Raw genomic sequence first — 20,610 nt, forward strand, 5'->3', positions numbered from 1 at the left:
CCTCAGTGCCTTGGCTGCACATCGTGGCCGTATGCCAGGTCGTAATCGGCCTTCGAAGGCGTATCGGTTCCGCTCCGTAACGCTCGATCCTCACTGAAGAGCGGCGCCCGGATGGTGTGCTTGCCCGCGTTACCGTCGTGACAATCGGTGCAGAAGTCGCTTACGCTCCAGACGTTACACGGAGCACCCACGTCCGCCTGCGAGCTTGTACTGTCATAGTTTTCTATGAACTTGTCCACCGGTGCTACCGTGCCCGAGTTTTCCCAGACTCTTAGCGCCTCTGAACGGCGCACATTGAAACCGAGGAAGCCCGCGGGCTTGCCGTTACTCAAGCCGTAGTTTGTCGTTACACCCAGAGTGTTAGACCTCTTCCACAGGGTTCTGGCGTTACCCATAGGAGAGTCCCAGTCGATCGGGATCTTGTTGACCGGATACGACGTCGTGTTGTCGAACTCGTAGAGATTAGCCGTGATATAGTCCGGAATCTCTTGACCAGCCGTAATTGTCGCAACACGCTCCGCTCCCAAGATTGGCAAGCCGAGTGAGTCGAAAGCGATATTCGCCATCGCTGTGCCGCCGAGCGTCAAGATGCCGCTGCCTACGTTGGGTGTAGTCGTCGAGGCGATCTCACGGTCAGGGTTCTTGATCAGAAGCCAGGAGCCTGAGAGCCAGAACGGTTTGTTGGTGCGCTGCGGGTTGTTAATTTTCTTCAGCGCGTTAATCCAGTCGTCACCACCGGAGTTTACGATACCGTAAACTTTGCCGTTCAGGACTTGATTGCTCTGCGGCGTCACCGCGCTGTCTACTACAGCGCGTATGCCGACCGCATCTCCGGCGTTGTTGAAGCCGAGCATGCGCGCCGGGTTGGCGTGCGGGCTGTGGCAGTCGAAGCAGGAGAAACCGCCCTGCCAGTAGTTAGGCGTAAACGCGGGGTAGGTGTCGTCCGGCGCTTTCCACTTGCCGGTGCTTATGCCGAAGCCCATGGTGTGGCCGACGTTGTACTCGGTGGTAAAGGCGTCGTCGTTGTCCATCTGGATGTTGTATCCGCTTCCCGCGCCGGTGCCGTGGCACCAATCGCACGCCTCGAACCTGGTGTCCGAGCGGAGCAACTTGAACTTGCCCGCCGCGCGGTGGACCGCGTGGCACTCACGACACCGGTGGGTGGACGTGAGGTAGCCGCCGTGCGGGCCTGATGCAAACACGACGTTGCTGGGGTCGGTAGCCCCTGTTACGGCTAGACCGGTTGCTTGGTCAAACTGCGCGCCGCCCGCAACGTAGTCCTGGGCGTCGTTGTAGTTGTAGCCGTCAACGCCGGCCGTATACGGGCTGTTCCAGGTGCCGTACCTGTGGGTGCTTGACGCGTAAATACTCGTTGGAGTCGAGCCCGCATAGACGCCGGAGACGGTGGCTGCGCCTTCTTCCCAGTAGCGATAATCTTTTGCCGCCCCGCTATGACCCGTAGGCGTATACGAGGTAGGTGGGATTACGGTCGTCCCATCTCCCGCCGCCGCAAACGCCGCGCTGCTCGCTGTAAGGACGAGACTGGTAGTCATAAGAACTACAAATCTTTTCCTCATCTCTATCACCTCCTTTCCTTGCGGGATTTTATAAGAATGCCCGAACAAGGGCGTAGGGGAATGGCGAGAAAAGGTCTCGTTCTCAAAATTGAACAAGTTATAGACAGTCCTTGGTCTTCGATACAGGTCGTCGGCCATATATCTCCTGAAAAACAATAAAGCGACTAACCGATTATGCGATTAGTTCGATCCTTGCCGTGACGAATACTACAATTCTTGTAAAAGGCTTCACATAATTGCCGGCCACTTACATGTAAAACCAAGGAAGAAATGCGGCTTGACCGCAAGCGTTCTTCCCTGTGCCTGCTCGAACCCGGCGCTATATCATGGCGCCGACCCGGCATGCACAAGGCCACATACTAGAGGAAGCATTATTGAGTTGACTTTGGGCGGTAGATGCTTAAACAGCAAGCAATCGTCGTAATTATATGGGGAGCGTGAATAATAGTCAAGCACTCTTTGCGCGATAGATTACTATAAAATGCTCCGCTGACCAGCGATTATCTGCAGCTCGTGGTCCATACAGCCAATGATACGATGTCTCAATGGCTGTATGCAGCGATGGTGCGCCGGGCCAAGTCCAGCCGAGCTTTCGCGGAAATACTTATGAGATTGCGTCTCACAGCAAGATATTTTAGAAGACCGGAGTAATTTTCGATATTATGGATGGGCCTGCTAAACCAGCTCTTTTTGTTGTTGATGTCTTTGGCGCCTGGTATAATTATTTAGGGGTTCCCGTGCCCTTTTAGGAGGGCTTGTTCGCCAATAGGGGCTTGCGAACCCGGTAAGCTTGGAGGTGTTGTTTTGACGGCCAGTAAAGCGAAGGCCAATATGCGTAAAAGCGAGAGAGGCGATGGTACCGGAGGGATGGGCGGCGGAAACCTAGCCGCAAAGCGAAAGCTGGCCCTGGTCGCTTTCGCGTTTTCCGGGATGGCGGCTCTCATCTATGAGGTATTATGGTCGCGGGAGTTGTCGCTTATCTTCGGCTCGACTGTCTACGCGGTATCGATGATGCTCGCCTCATTTATGTCCGGTTTGTCGCTCGGAGCCATTATCGGCGGCAGGTTGGCGGATAAGAGCAAGAATCTCTTCGCTATGTTCGGCCTGCTGGAAATCGGTATCGCGGTCTTCGGCCTGCTTACCATCCCGCTCGTGCAGGCGTTGCCGACCCTGTATTTCTATGTCTACGACACCCTGCGCCCCAGTTTTTTCGTATTCTTCATAATCCAGCTGCTTCTTTCATATATTATCATGCTTATCCCGACGACCTTTATGGGAGCGACCTTTCCGGTCGTCGCGAAGATCAACACGGTCTCACTCGAGGAACTTGGGAATGATGTCGGTGACGCGTATTCGGTCAACACTATCGGCTCTATATTCGGGTCGCTCGGCGCGGGGTTTCTGCTCATCCCGCTCATCGGCGTAAAAGCGACGACGTTCGTAGCAGCGGGCCTAAACCTCGGCGTGGCTTTACTCATGATCATCACCGCAAGGTCGACCGAGGGCAAGCGGTGGTTTTCTATGGGGGTGATGGCGCTGGTTCTCGCCGCCCTCTTCGGGCTTTTTACCCAGCAAGCCACCTACGCGCATAATTTTTATCGTATCGGTGATTTTAAATCATACGATGAGTATCGCACCTTCAGAGACGGCTTGCGTCCGCTGTTTTTTGCGGACGACGTCCACGGGCGCATCGCTGTGCTCGAAGAGCCAAACGGCAACCGCTTTCTCCAGAATTCAGGGAAAATAGAAGGGGCAAACAGTGACTTCGACAAGCAGACGACCTCGCTGCTGGCGCTACTGCCTATCGCCAGCGCTGAGAACCCCAAGTCTATACTGATAATAGGGCTGGGCACCGGGTTTACATCGCTCGCCGCCCTTAAGACCCCTCTGGAGCGCGTCGACACCGTAGAGATTAACGAATCGGTCCTGCAGGCGTCGAAGCTTTTTGTGGGTAATGAGATAGAGTCCGACGCGCGCGCGACCATATATACAAACGACGCGCGCAACTTTCTATACACCACCGGTAAGAAGTATGACGTGATAACCTCGGAGCCGAGCTACCCGCTCTCGACGCATGTCTCACACCTTTTCACCAAGGAGTTTTACGAACTCGTCGAGAAGCACCTCAATGAGGGCGGGGCATACTGCCAGTGGATACCGAGGTATATGCTCAAAGACGAAGACACCCTGATGATGCTCAAGACATTTCAGATGGTCTTTCCTCAAACATATGCCTGGGGCTCGAACATAGGCGAGAATGAGGCGGTCGATGTTATGCTTATAGGCCTGAAAGGAGAGCGTACGCTCGATCCGGAGGCGGTCGATAAAGCGGTTCGCGGCGGCATGGAGGGCGCGGAAGGATTCGAGTTTGCGTTTTTCGGGGACCCCGCGCAGATTGCCGAGACCGTCAAAGCGACATCGATTCCCATTAACATCGACGACCGGCCGCTCCTGGAGTTTAGGACCCCGCGCAACCAGGTGGAGTTCTTTGCCAATAAGGAGAGGAGCGCGTTTAGGTAGAAGAGAGTTCTTCGCCAACAAGGAGAGAAAGGCTCTTGAGTAATCGAGTGGACTGCTAAGACAGGGAAATAGAAGAGGCCCGTCGAAAGACGGGCCTCTTGGTGTGTTGTTATTAAGTTGAGAGCATCCTTTGCGGGCCTTTGCGGCGATTCTTGTGAGAAAATGCAAGCCATACGTTGTGAGTGATATTAGACGATTCTTACGGCAAGCCTCTCAGCATGACGTCGTCGTCCATATCGTCGTTCGGGTCAGCCAGATTGTCAACGTGATCAGACGCACTCGTCGCGTTCCAGATCGTCGGGTTGTGGCAATCCAAGCAGACGCTGTCGAGGTCGTGGGTCTTGGCGTTGTAGCCGCCGAACGTCCTGGTCTCGCCGACGCCTATGACTTTCGACGTACCATCGGTCAAACCGATTACGTCGATACCAAAGAGGTCGTCTTTGAGCATCTTCCAACCGAGCGTGCGGTGCGGCCAGCTAAGACCATCGTCGGAACAGCTTACGTTGAGTTTGTTCGGGTCGGTTCTCCACCCGCTATTAGCGCCCCAACTGGTCGACCTGCTCTGCTTGATGATACCCGTTTGCAGGTACGCATCGCTGATTGCTTGCGAGATCTGGTTAGCCTGGCCATCGCTTGTTTTCGTCAGGTTGTACAATGTGTACGCCTTAGAGTCCGCGTGGTTCGGGTCGCCCATAAGGATCCTGAAGAACTGCGTGATGTCCGAGCGCCACATGCCGGTTTTGTAATCGACGTTCGACGCGGCGAGGTCTTCCTGCTGTTCGCGCGTGAGCGAGAGCGACGGATTTACGCCATCGTTGGCGTTATGGCATCCACCGCAGCCGCTTGAGCCTCTGTGGCAGTTACGGCACCTTGGTCCACCTAGTTGTTCATCCTCCGGATTGAACTGCATGCGGCGGCTTCAGTGCCTGACGTTGACATCGTGGCCGTAGGCCAGGTCGTAGTTGCCTCTCCAATTATTTTCGACGGCGCCTTGACCCCTCAGCGCGCGATCCTCACTGAAGAGCGGGGCCTTCGCGGTGTGGAAGCCCGCGTTACCGTCGTGGCAGTCGGTGCAGAACTCATCGAGAATGAGTGACCTGCAGAACGGGTTCCTCGCGTCGTAGCCGTAGTCGGTGTTCGGCGCCGGCATGTCTGGTGCGCCACCCCGGAAGTCCTCGTCCCACAAGCTTGCGCTACCGATTGGGTTGTTCCAGTCGGTCGGCACCTTGTTGACCGGATACGGTGTGCTCGTATCGAACTCTAAGAGCTTGGCGCTGACCGCATCAGGGATTTCCTGGCCGGCAGTAATCGTGATATCGGGATCTCTAACAAAGCTACCGCCTTTGACAAAGTCTGCCGTATTCACTTTGCTCGGGTCTACGTTCGGCACCCAGCTCTCGATACCGCTCGTCACCGTGGTGTTAATTGTCGCTATCTCGCGGTCGGGGTTCTTGATAAGAAGCCAGCTGCCTGCGAGATAGTACGGTTTTGCCTTCGGAAGCGGCATACCGAGCGCCGGTACGAAGTAGCCCATGTTTTGGAGCGTGGTGGTGTTTTCTCCAGAAAAGCCCTTTCCGCCCTTGGTAAACATGTCGTGGCCGGGGTTGCCGATGTTGTATACCATACCGGTCGTCGTATCAACGATTGATGGAATCGGCACGCCCTTTGCGTCATAGCCCATGAGGCGCGCCGGGTTGGCGTGCGGGCTGTGGCAGTCGAAGCAGGAGAAACCGCCCTGCCAGAAGTTAGGCGTAAATGCCGGGTAGGTATCATCCGGCGCTTTCCACTTGCCGCCCGAGATGCCGAAGCCCATGGTGTGGCCGACGTTGTACTCGGTGGTGTAAGCGTCGTCGTTGTCCATCTGGATGTTGAAACCGCTTCCCGCGCCGGTGCCGTGGCACCAATCGCACGCCTCGAACCTGGTGTCCGAGCGGAGCAACTTGAACTTGCCCGCCGCGCGGTGGACCGCGTGGCACTCACGACACCGGTGGGTGGACGTGAGGTAGCCGCCGTGCGGGCCTGACTCGAAGCGCATATTAGGCATGGTCATCGTACCAAAATTGTACACTTCGTACCCAGGGCCATATATCGGGTACTGAACATTATATGTGCCTCCCGAGCCCACCTGGGTTCCGTCTTTGGTGTAGTCCTGGGCGTCGTTGTAGTTATAGCCGTCAACGCCGGTCGTATACGGGCTGTTCCAGGTACCCCGTAGGTGGGTGCTGCTGCCGTAGCCCGTGAAGACCTTGCCGGTCGTCACACCCTGCTCGCGCTCGTTCCAGTCCTTATAGCCGAGACTATACTCGTTAGCGACGATATTGCCCGGAGCGCCTGCGGGCTCCTGTTTCGCGAGCGCCATGCCGCCCATCGCGAACAACAACGCCAAAGCCATCATTACAACCAATGCTTTTTTCATACTTTTCACCTCCTTTTTCGTTGAGATCGATTTAGTAACATCTTTCATAATTATTTCACCTCCTTTCGATAAGCGGTAAAGCCATAAATTAGCGGCAGCCCGGTTTTCCAAATGAACCCCCTAGGGGTATGCCCCCGACGAAAAATTTTTCCACGGGGACATTGGGAGATATATGCCGCCCCGCGGCCCGGTCCACCTCATATATTTAATCTAAAAGATCGCCCAACAATCGCAAAGTGCTTGCGTTCGTCAACAAACTTGTTTTTAAAGGTACTGCTACGGGTAGGGGTATAAATCACTCGAAAAAAAATATAGTCTGATTCGATGTAGTCTTCGATGAGTGCTGCTTAGTCGGCTCCCGCCCGGTGGCCCCTTGCGATTTTTTGCTGTCAAACAGCGGTACTTGCCCCACGGTCTTTCTTGTCCTCGTCCCGCACACGAAGGAACGGTGTGAGATTGTCCAGGCGTTCACAAGCTTAGAATAGCGAATAATAAGTAAGCTGTCAAGCGTTTCACGTAAATACGTTGATGCGGGTTAGTCGTCTAAAACACGAGTGGAAATAGAAAAGGCAAGCCCAAGGCCTGCCTTTTCTAAAAACTCTTGTTATAGGGCTCTAGCCGGGTTGAGCGGCTGCCTCTTCTTCCTCTTCGGGTACGCTGTACTTCTCGACAAACTCCTCGAAGGTCAGCATCTTCGGCGGTTTCTTGCCGTTGCCGGTAAGGACTTCGCGAACTTTGGCATCCTCAAAGGCGAGCGTCAATCTGTTAAGGACGAGTTTTTCCGGGAAGCGCTTCTTAGCCATGGCCAAGAAAGAAGCGGTCTTCTCATCTATGCTGTGCTCTTCCATTAGTTTTTGCATTTCTTCCGGCTTGAACTTGCGCACCGCCACGACATCCGCGAATTTGAGGTCCTCTTCAACGTGCTCCGCGAAGCGGTCGAAGACCTCCTGGCTCACCTGAACGCGCTTGGCGACCTGTGTAAGGAGCCTGAGTTTCCGGTCGCTTACGACCAGCTCCATGAAGTCCTCATTGGCGATAAATTTCTTGCGCCCGAGCAACATCATTAGAAGCGGGATGAGAAGGAGCATCCACCATGGGAATTGCTCAAACGGGCCGCCCTCGCCGGGCAGCGTCAGCCTGACTACTTGCACCCGGTCGTTGAATTTATCGGCTATCGCGAATTTCCGGTCGCCGAGGTAGGTGATTCCGTCCGGCATATTGAATTGGCCTTCGAGGTTGCCCGACTGGCCGCCGAACTTAAAGAGTTCTCTGCCTTTGGTGTTGTATACTTTGACGGCGAAATCGAAGGCGTCGACTATATAGAGGCGCTCTTTATCATCCATCGTCATGCCGGCCGGCAAGTTCAAGCCTTTCTTGGGGTCGAGCACTCCCTTGGGCGGCCTGCCTTGGACCCACAGGACATCGCCCTTCTTGTTTAGCGCGACGAGCCTGGTGTTATTGGTGTCGGAGACATAAACGTTGCCGCGGCTATCGACGCAGATGCCGTGCGCGTAATCGAAACCGCCTAGCTGGCGACTTCTGCCGCCCCAGGTATCCAACAATCTTCCGTCCAGGCTGTAAATCGCAATCGGGCCGAAGGTCGTAAGATAGACACGGTCTTTTGCGACTGTCGGCTGGACGGGGGAGAGGAGCGACGTTTCGCTTATAAACTTGCCCCGCGTATTGAAGACTACCAACTTGAACCGAGCCCGGTCGGCGACGTAGACCCTGTTTCGCTTTGGATCGATAGCGATGCCGAGCGGCCCGCGCAAGGAGCCTTCCTCCATGCCCTTGCTGCCGAATGAGTACTGATAATTGCCGTCGCCGTCGAATACGACGACCTTGCCCCTCGAGGGCATGGTAACGAAGATATTGCCCTTGCCGTCCGTCGCGACGCCGTGCGGCCTGCGTAGCAACTGATCGGGTCGTTGGCCCCAGCCGTATATGCTATATAGATGGGTCATTCCCTCGTTTTTGACTTTCGTGTTGGGGTCGTTGAGGATGAACATATAGAAATATACGAGGGCCGCCAGCGTAAGTAAAAGAATCGCGACCAGCACCATCAATGTCCGTGTTCTAACCAACGTAATGCCTCCTAGCCTTTCATCCCTTACATTTACTTCTTGGTCGCCCCGGTTGTTTTTTGCTCGAGTTGTTTCAGCTGCAACTGCTGGATAGCAATCTGGGCGTCTGTGTGATCGGGAATATATTTCAAAGCTTCGCCGTAGGAATTCATCGCAAGGTCGAATCTTCCGATGCCTTCGTACGCTTTGCCGAGATTATAGTGGACGTCCGCGCCGGAGGGCATTCTCACAAGCGCCATTTTGAAGCAATTGATGGCCTGGTTGTAGTCCTTCCGCTTCAGGAATATCGTGCCGAGGTCGAACCACGCGAGTTCGTTCTTGTTCTCAGTAACTCGCAATTCCTGCTCGAGTTCCTTGACCGCTTCTTTTTCCTGCCCCGAGTCGAGGTATATGCGGGCGAGGGTATAATGGAGCATCGGGGCGGCGGGCTGCATCTTGATGGCTTTTCGCAGGTTGTCTATCGCATCTCCGGTTTTTCCGAGGTCCGCTTCGGCTTTCGCGAGTTCGAAAAGGTAGCCGGGGTTTTTGGGGTCTTTGTCGGCCATTGCTTTGGCCAGAGAATACGCTTGCTCGGCCGGATTTTGCGGAACTTCTTTGTTAAAAAAGACATCTTTCAACAGGAACCCTAGAACCGCTACGATCGATAGCGCCAAAAGGATAGTCAAGGCCACCAAAACCTTTTTGATCCGTTGTTCCATGCTCATTCCTTTCAAATATTGCAAAATATGCGTGACCGTTTTCACATGCGCAAATAAAAAAAATTACCGATATAAATGATAGCATACGGAGCATGTTGAGGCAAGGCCGCAAAGACGGCCGGGGCTAAATATTTACATAATTTGCTAAGCATGCGGTGAGTGATAAATCCTTATCCGGGCAAGCAAGAGCGTGCGCTTCGATTCGGATCTTCGGTCCACGGCTTGCCCTAGACTTCTTTTTTTGGCGGGCGGGTTCGTGGTATTCTTTTCCTGTGAACGACAGAGCGGAACCACGGGAGGGTTTAATGAAAGCGGGAATTTTCAAATGGCTTCTAGGAGCACTGGTGTTGTTAGCGCTAGTCGCGGGGATTGCGGGGTGTTCATCCGGCGCCGACAAGAAGGCCGCTTCCGACGCGGACGAGGTGATTGAGGCGGAAGCGTCCGAAGCGCCGATAACGACCGAGACGACCGTCGCGCAGGCGCCGCCGGCGGCTCAGCCCGCCGCCGGAAAGCGGCCCCATGCGGTCGTCGAGACGAACAAAGGAAAAATCGTCTTCGAACTCTATCCGCACAAGGCGCCTAAGACCGTCGCGAATTTCGTCAGTCTCGCAGGCCAAAGCTTCTACAACGGTATTAAGTGGCACCGTGTCGAACCGGGGTTCGTGATTCAGGGCGGCGACCCGTTGAGTAAAGACGACGACCCCGCGAACGACGGCCTGGGGGGTCCCGGCTATAAAATCGACGCCGAGTTCAACGATGTACCGCATATTACGGGTACGGTTGCGATGGCGCGGGCACAAGACCCCAATAGCGCGGGAAGCCAGTTTTATATATGCCTCGACGCGCAGCCGTCGCTCGACGGGAACTACACCGTCTTCGGGCAAGTCGTGGAAGGCATGGACGTCGTCGAGCGGATACAAGTCGGCGACCTCATGAGCCGGGTCTACATCGAGGAGCGGTAATCCCGCTACATCCCGATATGCCAGCCGCCGTGCATCATCTCGCCGCTGCCGCCGGCGTAATTCGGGTAGACGCTTTTCGGGTCGTCATGGCAGCGCGCGCAGAACGTCAAGCCGTGGCAATTACAGCCGGCTCCGTTATTTTTGGCCAGAGCCCGGTGGGCGTAGTACCAGGCCTCGGTTTCTCCGTGTATTTCGCCGGTCGCGTTGTGACAGCCGCACATGCGTTTTCCATCCATGCGCTCCCAGTGGCATTTATAGCAGAGTATGCCTTGCGTCGTCTCGGCTTGCATCGCATGTTTTTGCTGGAAGATCGCAGAGTGCGGCAGTTCCACGCCGTGGCACTTAATACACCCTTCCGTCGTCGAAACTTTATGACAGCCGGTGCAGGTAATTCGGATAGTCTTTACTTTCGGCAAGTCGTCGACCGCGCGGACCGCTTTATAGCCGATGTCCTGGGTATGGCAGGTCCGGCAGTCCGCGCTCGCCACTTTATTGTCGTGGCATCCGAGGCAACTATTCATGGCGAAAATCTTCTTGCCCTTTGGTTTGTGCGCGATGTCCGGATGACAGTTGGTGCAGTTTATACCGCCACCGATAAGGTCTTTATGTTGCATTTTGATTTCGCGGTCGCCGATTACCATGCGGCTGAGGATATCGTTGTGGCAGCGCAGGCAGGCGTTGTTCGAGACGCGTGCCCTAGGCGTTTCGACGCCCTTGAAAAAGTGGGCCAAAACGTTCTCCGCACCGTTGATATTCCCCTCGACATAGCCGAATATTCCCGGTTTGTAATGGCACTTAAGGCAGCCCGTATCCTTGTGGACCGATTTTGTCCAGGAACTATAGCTCTTTTCGAGGGTATGGCACCTTATGCAGGACTTCGGTTGGGCGGTGCCGACTGTCATTGCGAGCAAAAGTATGATAACGGCGGCGCCCCCGATGATATATCGTTTTACGAGCACCTCCCGCGGCACTTTTTTTCGAATGCTCCTGTATGCTCTGCGGATACGAATTTGATTTCTGGCAGCGAAGAAGAGCAGGACCAACAGCATCACAACGATGAGTGTGAGCAGAATCGCGGCTATGATGACAACCGCTTCTCGCGGATATCTACGAGGGTTCTGGAAGATCACCTGTAGTTGCTCGGCGAATTTTATGATGATCGGAATGTAGTCGCGCCAGCGCAAGGCGTCGTGGAGGAGTCTCTCGAAAAGAGATTCCGCGCGCATCGGTACTGACAAATATATGTGGACGGCTAAAGTTCTTAAAAGCTCCATAATCATCAAAACCTAAATTTCGTCTTCGGCGTATTAGTATGCGCCGCGTGTAAGTGACATGGTATGCAGTTGTTTCCGTTATGGCAGCGCCAGCACAGGTCGTAGCCGCGTTCCTCGACCTCAAACTGGTGATTCTTGAGGAAATCGTTTGGGTGAGGCATGTCGATGCGGTGGCAATCCGTGCAAAGTTCTTTTCGGTGGCACTGGTAACATCCCTGAACGTTTTGCTTGGCCGACCGTGAGTGAAGCTCTGCCCACGGTTCCGGATGGGGCACCTCGCTGTTGTGGCAGCTCATACAGAATAATGCGTCGTGGCAGGTGGCGCACGTCTTTGGGTCGCCCATGCCGTGTGTCGATTTCCAGCTCGGGCCGTGCGTTATTTTCCACGGCCCTTTTGTCGAGAGCTTTTCGGTCTCAGCACTGCCGGGGTGACACTTCTCGCATTCGACATCGCCTTCGTAGTAGTTGTGGCAATCGGCGCAGCTATCCATGTCGGGCTGGTTGCGAGTCCGGCCTTCGATTTCATGGGCCACATTCGCGTGGCAATCGGTGCAGTGATAATCGGCAAATTCCTTGTGACTGATGCGGATGCCTTTGCTGACTATCGTATGTTTGACTTCCCGGTCATGGCACACGAGGCAACGTTCGTTGTGGATTTGGCTCGCGAGCGGGTCTTGGTAGGTGCGAAAGAGCCAGGCCGCAAAGTTCTTTCCCGACGTCAACTCTAGTTTTGCAAACGAAAAGTAACCGGGTTCCTTATGGCAGGCAAGGCAGGATATATTTTTATGCGGAGATGTTTTCCAAGAGGCATATTGCTCTTTTGTCGCGTGGCACGCCGCGCATGGAATCCCGCGTTCCGCGAAGAACTGAATCGAGACGCCCCAAAACAAAAAAAGCGAAATAGCCAGAATCAAAAATGCTTTGACTTGACTCCCGGTGTCTCCAAGAAATCTTCCCTTGGTCCCCATGTAGATGTAAATCCTTTAAATCTATTCAGCGGCTTTGGCCCTCTCGTATTTAGCGAGAGATTCTATTAGATCGGGCCGATTAGGGTATTTTGCCAGGAGTTCTTTGTAGAGCTGTCTGGCTCTGCCGGCCCGTCCGGTTTTTTCATAAGCTTGAGCCAACCGATATTTGACCTCAGCGTCCTCGGGGTCTATTTGGAGTATCGTTGTGGCCTGCTCGATGGCCTCATCGTATTTTTCCAGCGGCATAAGCAGGCCGAGCATTCCCCTTCTCGGGTTGGTCGATAGCGGGTTCTTTCTGATTGCCCGCGAGTAATAGTCCTCCGCCTGGGAGACTATAGCCATGTCACTTGTGATCGTCGCGTAGACCCTGTATGAGGTTGCCGTCGCCAAAATCAAGTCGATATCATGCGGGTTGCTTCGCAAGCCCTCTTCGAGGACCGATATTCCGCTGACCACGAGGCCGGCGTCTTTGTTCGCCTTGCCTTTCTCGACCAATCCTATCGCCAAGTCGCGCCGGTATAGCGCCGCGTATGGATTGAGTTCGACAGCCCTGCCAAGAGCCGCTATCGACCGGTCTCTTAAGCCGGCGTTAGCACTGGTAACGGCATTAAGATATTCCGCGTCGGCGACTAGCGGCCTAAGCGCCAAGATAGCGACGACCGATGCCGACACAGCCACGAGCGTGAATATCTCGACATTTCGCTTTATGTTGATTGGTATAATATGGCGCTGGGGGTCTTTTCCCGCGGCTATGGCGGCGATTATTCCTCCCATAACGAATGCCGGTGCGGTCAATCCTATAATCGCCACTCCGAACAAGCCTTGTGCGATATAGCCGACGAGCGCGGCCGTTATACCTATGGCGGGGCGCTTTAGATCGCTATCCCCCTTAAGGGAACGTGCGCTCATCAGCACGATAGCGCCGACGATCCACAAAAATACCAGCAATCCCAGGAAGCCCGAGTTTACAGCTACTTGCAGGAACTCGTTGTGTGTTCGGTCCGGAATGGTATTCTTTTCGATTTGAGCCTTTTTCAAGGTCTTAAACGCGGGTGACCAGAGGTACATCTGGTCCGGCCCGTAGCCTGCCAGCGGACGCACCGCTAGCATCTCGACCGAACTTTTCCATATCTCGACGCGGCTCGCAGCCGTGCTCTGTGAAAGATCAGAGACAGAGACGATTCGCTCCGTGATTTCACTGAACTGCTTAGCCGCCTGCTGTTGCCCGCCGATTGAGATCAATATGAGTGTCAGTGCGAATCCGACGATTAAGACGGCGGCGACATTGCCGGCTGCTTTGAGCAGTTTATCCCGGTTCAAGAGGACTACTACGACGGCTCCGACGGCTATCGCCAGCCACGCGCCCCTCGTTTGCGAGAAGACGGCGCCGGCAAAGCCCATCATTAGCAGTAATGTTATTAGGGGTTTTGAGATGAACGGCAGGCGCTCATCGCTGAACAGGTAATGGAGGAGGAGCGGGGTCATCATCGCTACGTAGCCGCCGAAGAATACCGGGTTGCCCAGCGTCGACCGGCTTCTTCCTTCAAAGAGGCGCATGGATTCCGGGAGAATATCGAGCCCCAGGTTCTGCGCGATGCCGTACAGGGTTATTAGTCCGAAAGCTATGAAAGACGCCGAGATTAACTTATTGATCCAGGCTTTTGTATCTAAAAACTGCGATGCCATGAAGGCGATGATCGTATAGCTCAATAGAGTCGGCAGGTTCTCGTAGCGCGCGTACTCGCCGACGATGCTTGCGAGAGGCACCGGCGATACGATTACGGCTATCGTTGTCATTATGGCGAATGCAATAAGCGGTTTGTTTAGAGCCGTCTTTTTAATCGCGATTTCGCCGGCAAAAAGGGTTCTCCCTATATAGCTGGTTACCATGGTTAGAACGAGCCAGTACAGAAAGACTGCTTTGGGCAGGTCGAACGCATCGAAGTTTACCGGTGACATCATGAGCGGCAGGAACGCCGCCGCGCCCACTATCGACCAGCGAATGACATCGTCAAAGACGTCTGTTATGCGGGTTGTTTTTTCTTCCACTAAATCACACCTAACCAGCCTCAGTGCGCTTACCCGCGTCAAGAGCAAGCGGCTAAGCTGCAGGTTAAACTATTTATTGCTCTTCTATTATTAACAGATTGTGAACACCGTGTCAAAGTGAAAAAAGTTGACGGGCGCTTAGTTGAAAGAAGCTGTTTAACTGCTATGACGCCGGCTTTTAGGGGGACGGTTTTCGGTCCGGGCATGGCTGCCCTGGGAGGGTGTGCTTGTTTGCGTCCGCGATGGGCCGCGATGGGCGCGCGCATGAAAAAACCAGCCACAAGCTATTCCTGACAGCCGAAACTTGGGAAGTTTCGATTTAAGAGCTTGTGGCTGGTGTGCCCCCTAGATAAACCGCTGCAAGCGGTCTATTCGTTATTTAATTAGCAATATCTTAATCGACACGAGTCTTATTGTCAACAAAACACCGAGATGATTTTATTATATTATAATATATTATGCTAAATCTGCGCGAATCGGCATGGAAAATAATCGCGTTTGCTTAAAAGAATGTTTGATAATTATCAATAGCTAGATTATAATTTATTTATAATTGTAAATACGACTACGAAGGATGGTGGTTATCGGTGCAAAAGTTGTCGAAGCCCACACCCGCAGCGGTGCTGCATCGCCTGTCGCTCTACCACTGCTTGTTGACGGATTGGTTATTGGCGGGCAAGAAAGGCGCCATAACGTCGAAGGAATTAGCCGGCACCCTCGGCTTAAACGAAGTCACCGTCAGAAACGATCTTTCGTTCCTGGGGGAGACCCCGGGCAAGCGAGGCGTGGGCTACAGCATAGACGGTTTGCGCCATATGCTCGGTGAGTTTCTCGGGCTGCCGCCGTTTGCGCCTGTCGCTTTTGTCGGCTCGGCCAAGGTGATAAGTTCGCTCTTCAGTTTCTTCTTGGTCGAGAAGTACGGGTTTATATCCGCCGCATTCTTCTCGGAAGACCCGAACGACCGCGGGGCGGTCATCAACGGCAGGGAGGTTCAGCCAATCGAAGGGATCTCGCACGAGCTGGGAGCCATGGGTATCGAAGTGGCGGTTGTCGCTACTCACCCGAGTTGGGTTCAACATAGCATCAATTTGCTTGTGGCTGCGGGAGTCAAGGGAATCTTGCTTCTGACGCCGGCGGTAGTCATCGATGCGCCGGAAGGCGTCTATGTCACGCAGATAAGGATACCGTGCGACCTCAAAGCGCTCTTCCACCGGGTAAGCGCGGTAGGGCAGGAGGTTTAAGGGCGCGAGGCGCGACTACCATACGTGGCCGCATAGAACCGGCCTCTTCACCATTCTCTCAGGGGAAGGCTTTGCTATATTGGATTAGAAATCACTCCCTTGCTTTTTCAAGCAAACAACAAACCCTACAGTCGATTTAACTGTAGGGTTTGTCAACAGCCTCAGCCGCTAAAAGCGGGCTTTATGTCCGGCTCTACATGATCTTGGCTAGTTTGACGTCTCTATATTTGGCTCAACAGCCTCGGTATCCTTGTCGGCATCAGGGCTGTCTAACTCGGGCGTGTCGGTATCGGCGGCCCCATCAAGTCCATGGTCCGGCTCTACGGAGGTGGTGTCTTCGCCGCCACCAAGCTCAGCGCCTTCTTCGCTATCCGCCGGCTCTTCTGAATCATCGAGTAACGAGAGGCCAAGCCACGAAGCGAACTTGTTGTACACCATCTTTAAGGTCTTAACAGCGCTTCCACCTACATTTGTAATGTTCGTACTGATTGCCGCCATCGCTCTTGTCAGACCGATCTTGCCATCTTTAGCTTCTTCCTGTCTCTCGGTGCTTATAGCCTCAGCCTCAGCCACCTTCTTGTCCTTCAATGCTTCCTTCTCCGCTCTAATAGCCTCAGCCTCCGCTTTCTTGGTTTGCCTTATGGCTTCAGCTTCGACCTGCTTCTCCGCTCTAATAGCCTCAGCTTTAGCTTTCATTTCTTCGCCTTTTGCACGGCCTGCGTCCGCCGCACTACCGGCCCGATCGCTACTTCCTTCGTTTGGTGCGGAAGTACTTGAGGGCTTGCCGGCAGTAGGCGTGTTACTGTTTCTTTTGTCTGTCTGTGTCGGACGCGCGTCCTCTTTCTCGGTCTCTTCGGCATCGCTCTCAGCTTTCACCTTTGTCTCGGAGTCATTGCCGTCGACAACCTTACTTTGAGATTTCTCCCCGGCTACATCCGGTTTGCCAGCCGCAAGTGCGCTGGCCGGCAGCATAAGCATTGCCACTATGAACAGGGCTAACAATTTGTGTAACATTGTTCCTCCTCTACTATCCGAACCCGATAAACTCACTTACACTTATCGGATCCCCGAGCGCTATTATTTAGATCGCTCTGTAAAACAGCTTTCGCTTCTTTTAACGCAAAACGGACTGCAAGGTTACGGCTAAACGATAAATAATAGCAATATTTTCCAGCAATATTGTCCGGCAAACTCATCCGCTCCAAGCGGGCCTCATATATTGTTCGTGGTTCTCAGGTCGGAAGTTTGCCTTGAGCTTCCTTCGGATTCCATCTCGCGACGGAATCGTCACGGGGTATCCCGACGGCACATTTAGGCCAAACAACAATATATCCCGGCAAGAGATCGCAAAGATTGTGGTTCTAGCAGGAGGCTTTACGCCTGAAACCGACTTTAGAGCTGATTTTTCCGATGTAACAGAGAACTTATGGAGCCGGCCGTACATTTTAGAGGCAGAAGATCAGGATATTATAATCGCCTACCCTGATGGTACCTTTAGGCCCATGAACACCGCTACACGAGCAGAGGCCTCCAAGACGGCAGTGGGGATAGTAAAAGAATAGCAAAAGAACACTTTAGCACAGAGAGCCTTTCGCTCTTATCAAGTCTCCCTTCAGATATTGCCATTCGCAGTTCCATCCCATCGTCTCGCGCCAACACCAACTTCCTCCTTGACACCGGAGAGAACAGGGGTTACTCTTTAATCGAACACGTGTTCGATTAAAGGAGGGACTGTGGCGGTTGATGTCCATGAACCAATCGAAGTATCGGCGGTCTTCGTCCGCGGCCGTTTGAAGCCGGTGTCGTTTATGTGGAGCCGCCGGCACCACAAGATATCCGAGATAACCGGTGTGTATAAGTATTCGGCCGGCGCCTCCGCGTGTTATGGCTACACGGTGCGCGTGGGCGACGACCTCTATGAGATATCGCTCAACACCGGCGAGATGGCGTGGCGCCTGGAGAGGATGCACGGTTGTGAGTCCGGCGTTTAGGGGGCACTTGCGCGCGCCTCGTCGCCCCGTCTCGCGCACTGCGGCGAGGACGGTGATCCACGTCGACATGGATGCCTATTTCGCCTCGGTCGAACAGCGCGACCTGCCTATTTACCGCAAAAAGCCGTTGCTCGTGTGCCACACCGACGACCTCTCCTCTTACCGGGGGATAGTCGCGGCGGCCTCCTACGAGGCGCGCGAGTTCGGGGTCAAGTCGGGGACGTCGGTGCTCGAGGCCAAGCTGAGGCTGCCGCACGCCGCCTATATAGCCGGAAACTACGAGAAATATCTCCACAACACCCGCCTCCTCATGCAAATATGCGAAAAATATACCGATTGTCTGGAGGTCTACTCCATCGACGAGGCCTTTTTAGATATCACCGCCACCGCCCGTTTTTTCGGCTCACCCAGAGATACGGCCGCGCGGCTCCAGGCGGAGGTGGCGAAGGAACTCCGGTTGACCTGCTCGGTCGGTGTCGGCCCGAACAAGTTGGTAGCCAAGATGGCTTCGGAGTTCAAAAAGCCGTTCGGCCTTACGGTGGTAGAGGCCGAAGACCTTCCCGAGGTATTCGCGTCGTTGCCGGTAGAGAGCATCCCGGGGGTGGGGCGGCGTATGCGCAGACACCTCGACGCGATAGGGATACGGACCATCGGCCGGCTGGCGGAGGCGCCGCCCGGGCTGATGCGGGAGAAGTTCGGGGCCATCGGGGAGATACTCCACAAGGCGGCCTTCGGCATCGACGACAGCCCGGTGGTTCCGAGTTGCAAGGGGATGGAGGTAAAGTCGTTCGGGCAGAGCCTCTCCCTGGGCAAGGGGAGCGCGGATGTCGAGTACCTGTGCGACGTGCTTCTGGGGCTGTGCGACGGGGCCACCAGAAGGATGAGAAAGGCCGGCTATCTGGGGAGGACGGTCGCCGTCTATATCTGTTTGGGACGGCTTTTCGACCTGAGCCGGCGCACCGGCCTGGGCTGCCATACCGACCTGCCCGGGCGCGTCCATGATGTCGCCAAAGAACTCCTGCTAAGGGAGCGCGCCTCGCTCGATGTCTATCCGGCGACCAAGGTCGGGGTGAGCGTGACCAACCTTGTCAAGAGAGGGGATGGGCGGCAGACGACCGTCTTCGATGTCCTGGATGAGAAGGAGGCGGCGGTTGCGGCCGTCGTCGACCGGCTTAAGAATAGGTACGGCGAGAAGGCCGTGACCAGATGTTCGCTTATGGGCATTAGCAACAGGCACAAGGGCGCACCGCGAGCGGAGATAGGGATATTCTAGCGCGAACATCTTCGCCGCTTTCGCGGAAGAGCGGAATATTAGAACAGTCGAGTTTTCTTTGTCAGGGCTAAAGCCCTGAGCTACGAGAGCAATAATTACGCTGATTTCTATTTCGATGTGTAGTGGAAGATGGTCCAGCCGGAGAGGTTGGTCACATAAAGGCTTGTTTTATAGAGCCGGTTGCCGCCGCCGCCGAAGCCCCATTTTATCGCGATCACCAGGCACGCTTTATTCTCATACTTCGCTTTTTCGACGTAGATGGGGAGCGCGGCGCGCTTGGTGCGGTCGAGAATGGCGTTGAGCGGGCTTCGAGTTTTTTCACCCTCGCCGCCCTGAGCGGAGACTTCCTTTACTATCGCATTGACGAATGCGCCGCGCTTTTCCTTGGCGTCCTCGACGGTATAGAGCCCGTTCGATGAGTCATGTATCTCGCCGGCCAGCGTTTCGATGGAAGCGGCCGTATAATTTTTGTCCGACGCGAGTATCTTAGGCCAGGTATCGGCGCTTTCCGGCACTGATTGTTGCGGCATCGCTTTATTTTCTGCAGGGCTTGTTGTTTTCTGGGTAGCGCCCTGGTCGCCGGTGATATTTATGTCTCCTAGCGCCAGCAGTGAGACCAGTGCGATTGCGGCTACGGCGCCGGTCGCGACGAAGACCGCCACGCGCGGCGATGCCCACCAGCGCTTGGCGGGCGCGATTGCGCGACCGCGTTTCCCCGGCTCGATGCGGCGCAGGCTGCCGGCAAGCGCCGTTACGGCAGCGCGGCACTGGGCGCACTCGTCGAGGTGCGCGCCGACCCGGCGGCGCTCGTCGTCGGCGAGCGCTCTATCGATATACGCGCTCAACAGTTCTTGTACGTCGTCACACTTTGACATCCCGTTCATCGGTTTGCGCGGGAAACCCCGGCATTCATGCCGAGGAGGGATAGCGCGTCACGCGAAGCGTGGCCCTGTACCCGCTCTCCTTTCTGGTTTGCTATTTGGGTGAACGAATAGCCGTACCCATCCGCACGCTGGATCAACCGGCAGTGCTTGTGCGATACGCCTTGTACGACACCTTGCGGCGTCTGGATATTAAAACTTCCCGAGGCACGTACTCCTGCGCGACCACGGTGAACTCCCGCTTTCTTTCCACTGGGCACCACGGCTTTCACCATGTCGCCAGTCTGGAAGCCATGCACTTGTTTCCGGCGCATGAGACACCCACGTGGGAATCCCCGCGCCGTCAGGCGCGTGCGCTGGTAGGCGCCGCGCCCGGTCGCCTTGATCGCCAACGCAGGTGCCAGCCAGTCCTCGACGGCGCCCACTTTGCCCACGCACAGCGCATCGAGGGCATGGGTCTTAGGCACGCCCAGGCGCGAACGATTCCACTTCGTGCGGCCGCCGCTTGCGATCTCGACCGGAAGGCCGGTAGCCTTGAGCGCGTTGAGCAGCGCCCAGCGCGTGCTGTTGACTGCGGCCGCATCGCGCAACGGAGCCTTGGCCCACACCAGAATGCGCTTGACTCGCTCGGGTTGCGCGCCTAAAAACTCGCGCACGTCGCGGCTGCCCTTCTTTT

16 protein-coding genes and 1 pseudogene are annotated in these 20,610 nt (G+C 55.0%); 6 read left to right on the top strand and 11 right to left on the bottom strand.

Going from position 1 to position 20,610, the window contains the following annotated elements; all coding sequences use genetic code 11:
- Positions 1-2: 2 nt before the first annotated feature.
- Complete coding sequence (locus KGZ93_02285; GenBank protein ID MBS3908456.1) at positions 3-1,577, bottom strand: hypothetical protein; 1,575 nt, start codon at positions 1,575-1,577, stop codon at positions 3-5.
- Between the two features lie 804 nt (positions 1,578-2,381).
- Here KGZ93_02285 and KGZ93_02290 point away from each other — a divergent pair.
- The gene (locus tag KGZ93_02290; protein MBS3908457.1) at positions 2,382-4,097 is read left to right on the top strand and encodes a fused MFS/spermidine synthase; all 1,716 of its coding nucleotides are present in this window, start codon (positions 2,382-2,384) and stop codon (positions 4,095-4,097) included.
- Positions 4,098-4,296: 199 nt separating this feature from the next.
- Here the strand turns inward: KGZ93_02290 and KGZ93_02295 are convergent, their stop codons facing one another.
- The 4 genes from KGZ93_02295 to KGZ93_02310 all read right to left on the bottom strand — a co-directional run bounded on the left by KGZ93_02295 (position 4,297) and on the right by KGZ93_02310 (position 9,295).
- A complete protein-coding gene (locus KGZ93_02295) occupies positions 4,297-5,007 on the bottom strand; it encodes a hypothetical protein (protein ID MBS3908458.1) in 711 nt (236 codons plus the stop codon).
- Positions 5,008-5,016: 9 nt separating this feature from the next.
- A complete protein-coding gene (locus tag KGZ93_02300; GenBank protein MBS3908459.1) occupies positions 5,017-6,513 on the bottom strand; it encodes a hypothetical protein in 1,497 nt (498 codons plus the stop codon).
- Positions 6,514-7,127: 614 nt separating this feature from the next.
- Positions 7,128-8,597, bottom strand: coding sequence for a hypothetical protein (locus tag KGZ93_02305; GenBank protein MBS3908460.1), 1,470 nt, complete (start codon positions 8,595-8,597; stop codon positions 7,128-7,130).
- A gap of 32 nt (positions 8,598-8,629) precedes the next feature.
- Entirely contained in the window at positions 8,630-9,295 is a 666-nt protein-coding gene (locus tag KGZ93_02310; protein ID MBS3908461.1) for a tetratricopeptide repeat protein, read from the bottom strand.
- 305 nt (positions 9,296-9,600) lie between these two features.
- Here KGZ93_02310 and KGZ93_02315 point away from each other — a divergent pair, with 305 nt between their 5' ends.
- Positions 9,601-10,257, top strand: coding sequence for a peptidylprolyl isomerase (locus tag KGZ93_02315; protein MBS3908462.1), 657 nt, complete (start codon positions 9,601-9,603; stop codon positions 10,255-10,257).
- 5 nt (positions 10,258-10,262) lie between these two features.
- Here the strand turns inward: KGZ93_02315 and KGZ93_02320 are convergent, their stop codons facing one another.
- The 3 genes from KGZ93_02320 to KGZ93_02330 are packed head-to-tail and all read right to left on the bottom strand — an operon-like array spanning position 10,263 to position 14,548.
- Complete coding sequence (locus KGZ93_02320; GenBank protein MBS3908463.1) at positions 10,263-11,531, bottom strand: NapC/NirT family cytochrome c; 1,269 nt, start codon at positions 11,529-11,531, stop codon at positions 10,263-10,265.
- A gap of 5 nt (positions 11,532-11,536) precedes the next feature.
- Entirely contained in the window at positions 11,537-12,499 is a 963-nt protein-coding gene (locus KGZ93_02325; GenBank protein MBS3908464.1) for a hypothetical protein, read from the bottom strand.
- 21 nt (positions 12,500-12,520) lie between these two features.
- A complete protein-coding gene (locus KGZ93_02330) occupies positions 12,521-14,548 on the bottom strand; it encodes an O-antigen ligase family protein (GenBank protein ID MBS3908465.1) in 2,028 nt (675 codons plus the stop codon).
- 587 nt (positions 14,549-15,135) lie between these two features.
- Between KGZ93_02330 and KGZ93_02335 the strand changes: the two genes are divergently transcribed.
- Positions 15,136-15,789: a hypothetical protein gene (locus KGZ93_02335; GenBank protein ID MBS3908466.1), complete on the top strand. Its 654-nt coding sequence runs from the start codon at positions 15,136-15,138 to the stop codon at positions 15,787-15,789.
- Positions 15,790-15,996: 207 nt separating this feature from the next.
- On the opposite strand, the gene KGZ93_02340 is transcribed toward KGZ93_02335, so the two are convergent.
- Positions 15,997-16,803 carry a hypothetical protein gene (locus tag KGZ93_02340; GenBank protein ID MBS3908467.1) on the bottom strand — a complete coding sequence of 269 codons (807 nt, stop codon included), beginning with the start codon at positions 16,801-16,803 and terminating at the stop codon, positions 15,997-15,999.
- A 236-nt stretch (positions 16,804-17,039) separates the two neighbouring features.
- On the opposite strand from KGZ93_02340, the gene KGZ93_02345 reads away from it, so the two are divergent.
- The 3 genes from KGZ93_02345 (at position 17,040) to dinB (ending at position 19,053) form a co-directional block, all read left to right on the top strand.
- Positions 17,040-17,351 (top strand): S-layer homology domain-containing protein, encoded by a 312-nt coding sequence (locus tag KGZ93_02345; protein MBS3908468.1) that lies wholly within the window; start codon positions 17,040-17,042, stop codon positions 17,349-17,351.
- 171 nt (positions 17,352-17,522) lie between these two features.
- Positions 17,523-17,780, top strand: a complete 258-nt coding sequence (locus KGZ93_02350) for a hypothetical protein (GenBank protein MBS3908469.1) — start codon at positions 17,523-17,525, stop codon at positions 17,778-17,780.
- Positions 17,764-19,053, top strand: coding sequence for a DNA polymerase IV (gene dinB / locus KGZ93_02355; protein ID MBS3908470.1), 1,290 nt, complete (start codon positions 17,764-17,766; stop codon positions 19,051-19,053). The genes KGZ93_02350 and dinB overlap by 17 nt, the downstream gene beginning before the upstream one ends.
- 107 nt (positions 19,054-19,160) lie before the next feature.
- On the opposite strand, the gene KGZ93_02360 is transcribed toward dinB, so the two are convergent.
- The gene (locus tag KGZ93_02360; protein ID MBS3908471.1) at positions 19,161-19,928 is read right to left on the bottom strand and encodes a zf-HC2 domain-containing protein; all 768 of its coding nucleotides are present in this window, start codon (positions 19,926-19,928) and stop codon (positions 19,161-19,163) included.
- A 116-nt stretch (positions 19,929-20,044) separates the two neighbouring features.
- Positions 20,045-20,610: pseudogene (locus KGZ93_02365) on the bottom strand (HNH endonuclease).

The sequence above is a fragment of the Actinomycetota bacterium genome, assembly GCA_018333515.1.
Classification (GTDB): Bacteria; Actinomycetota; Aquicultoria; order Aquicultorales; family Aquicultoraceae; genus Aquicultor.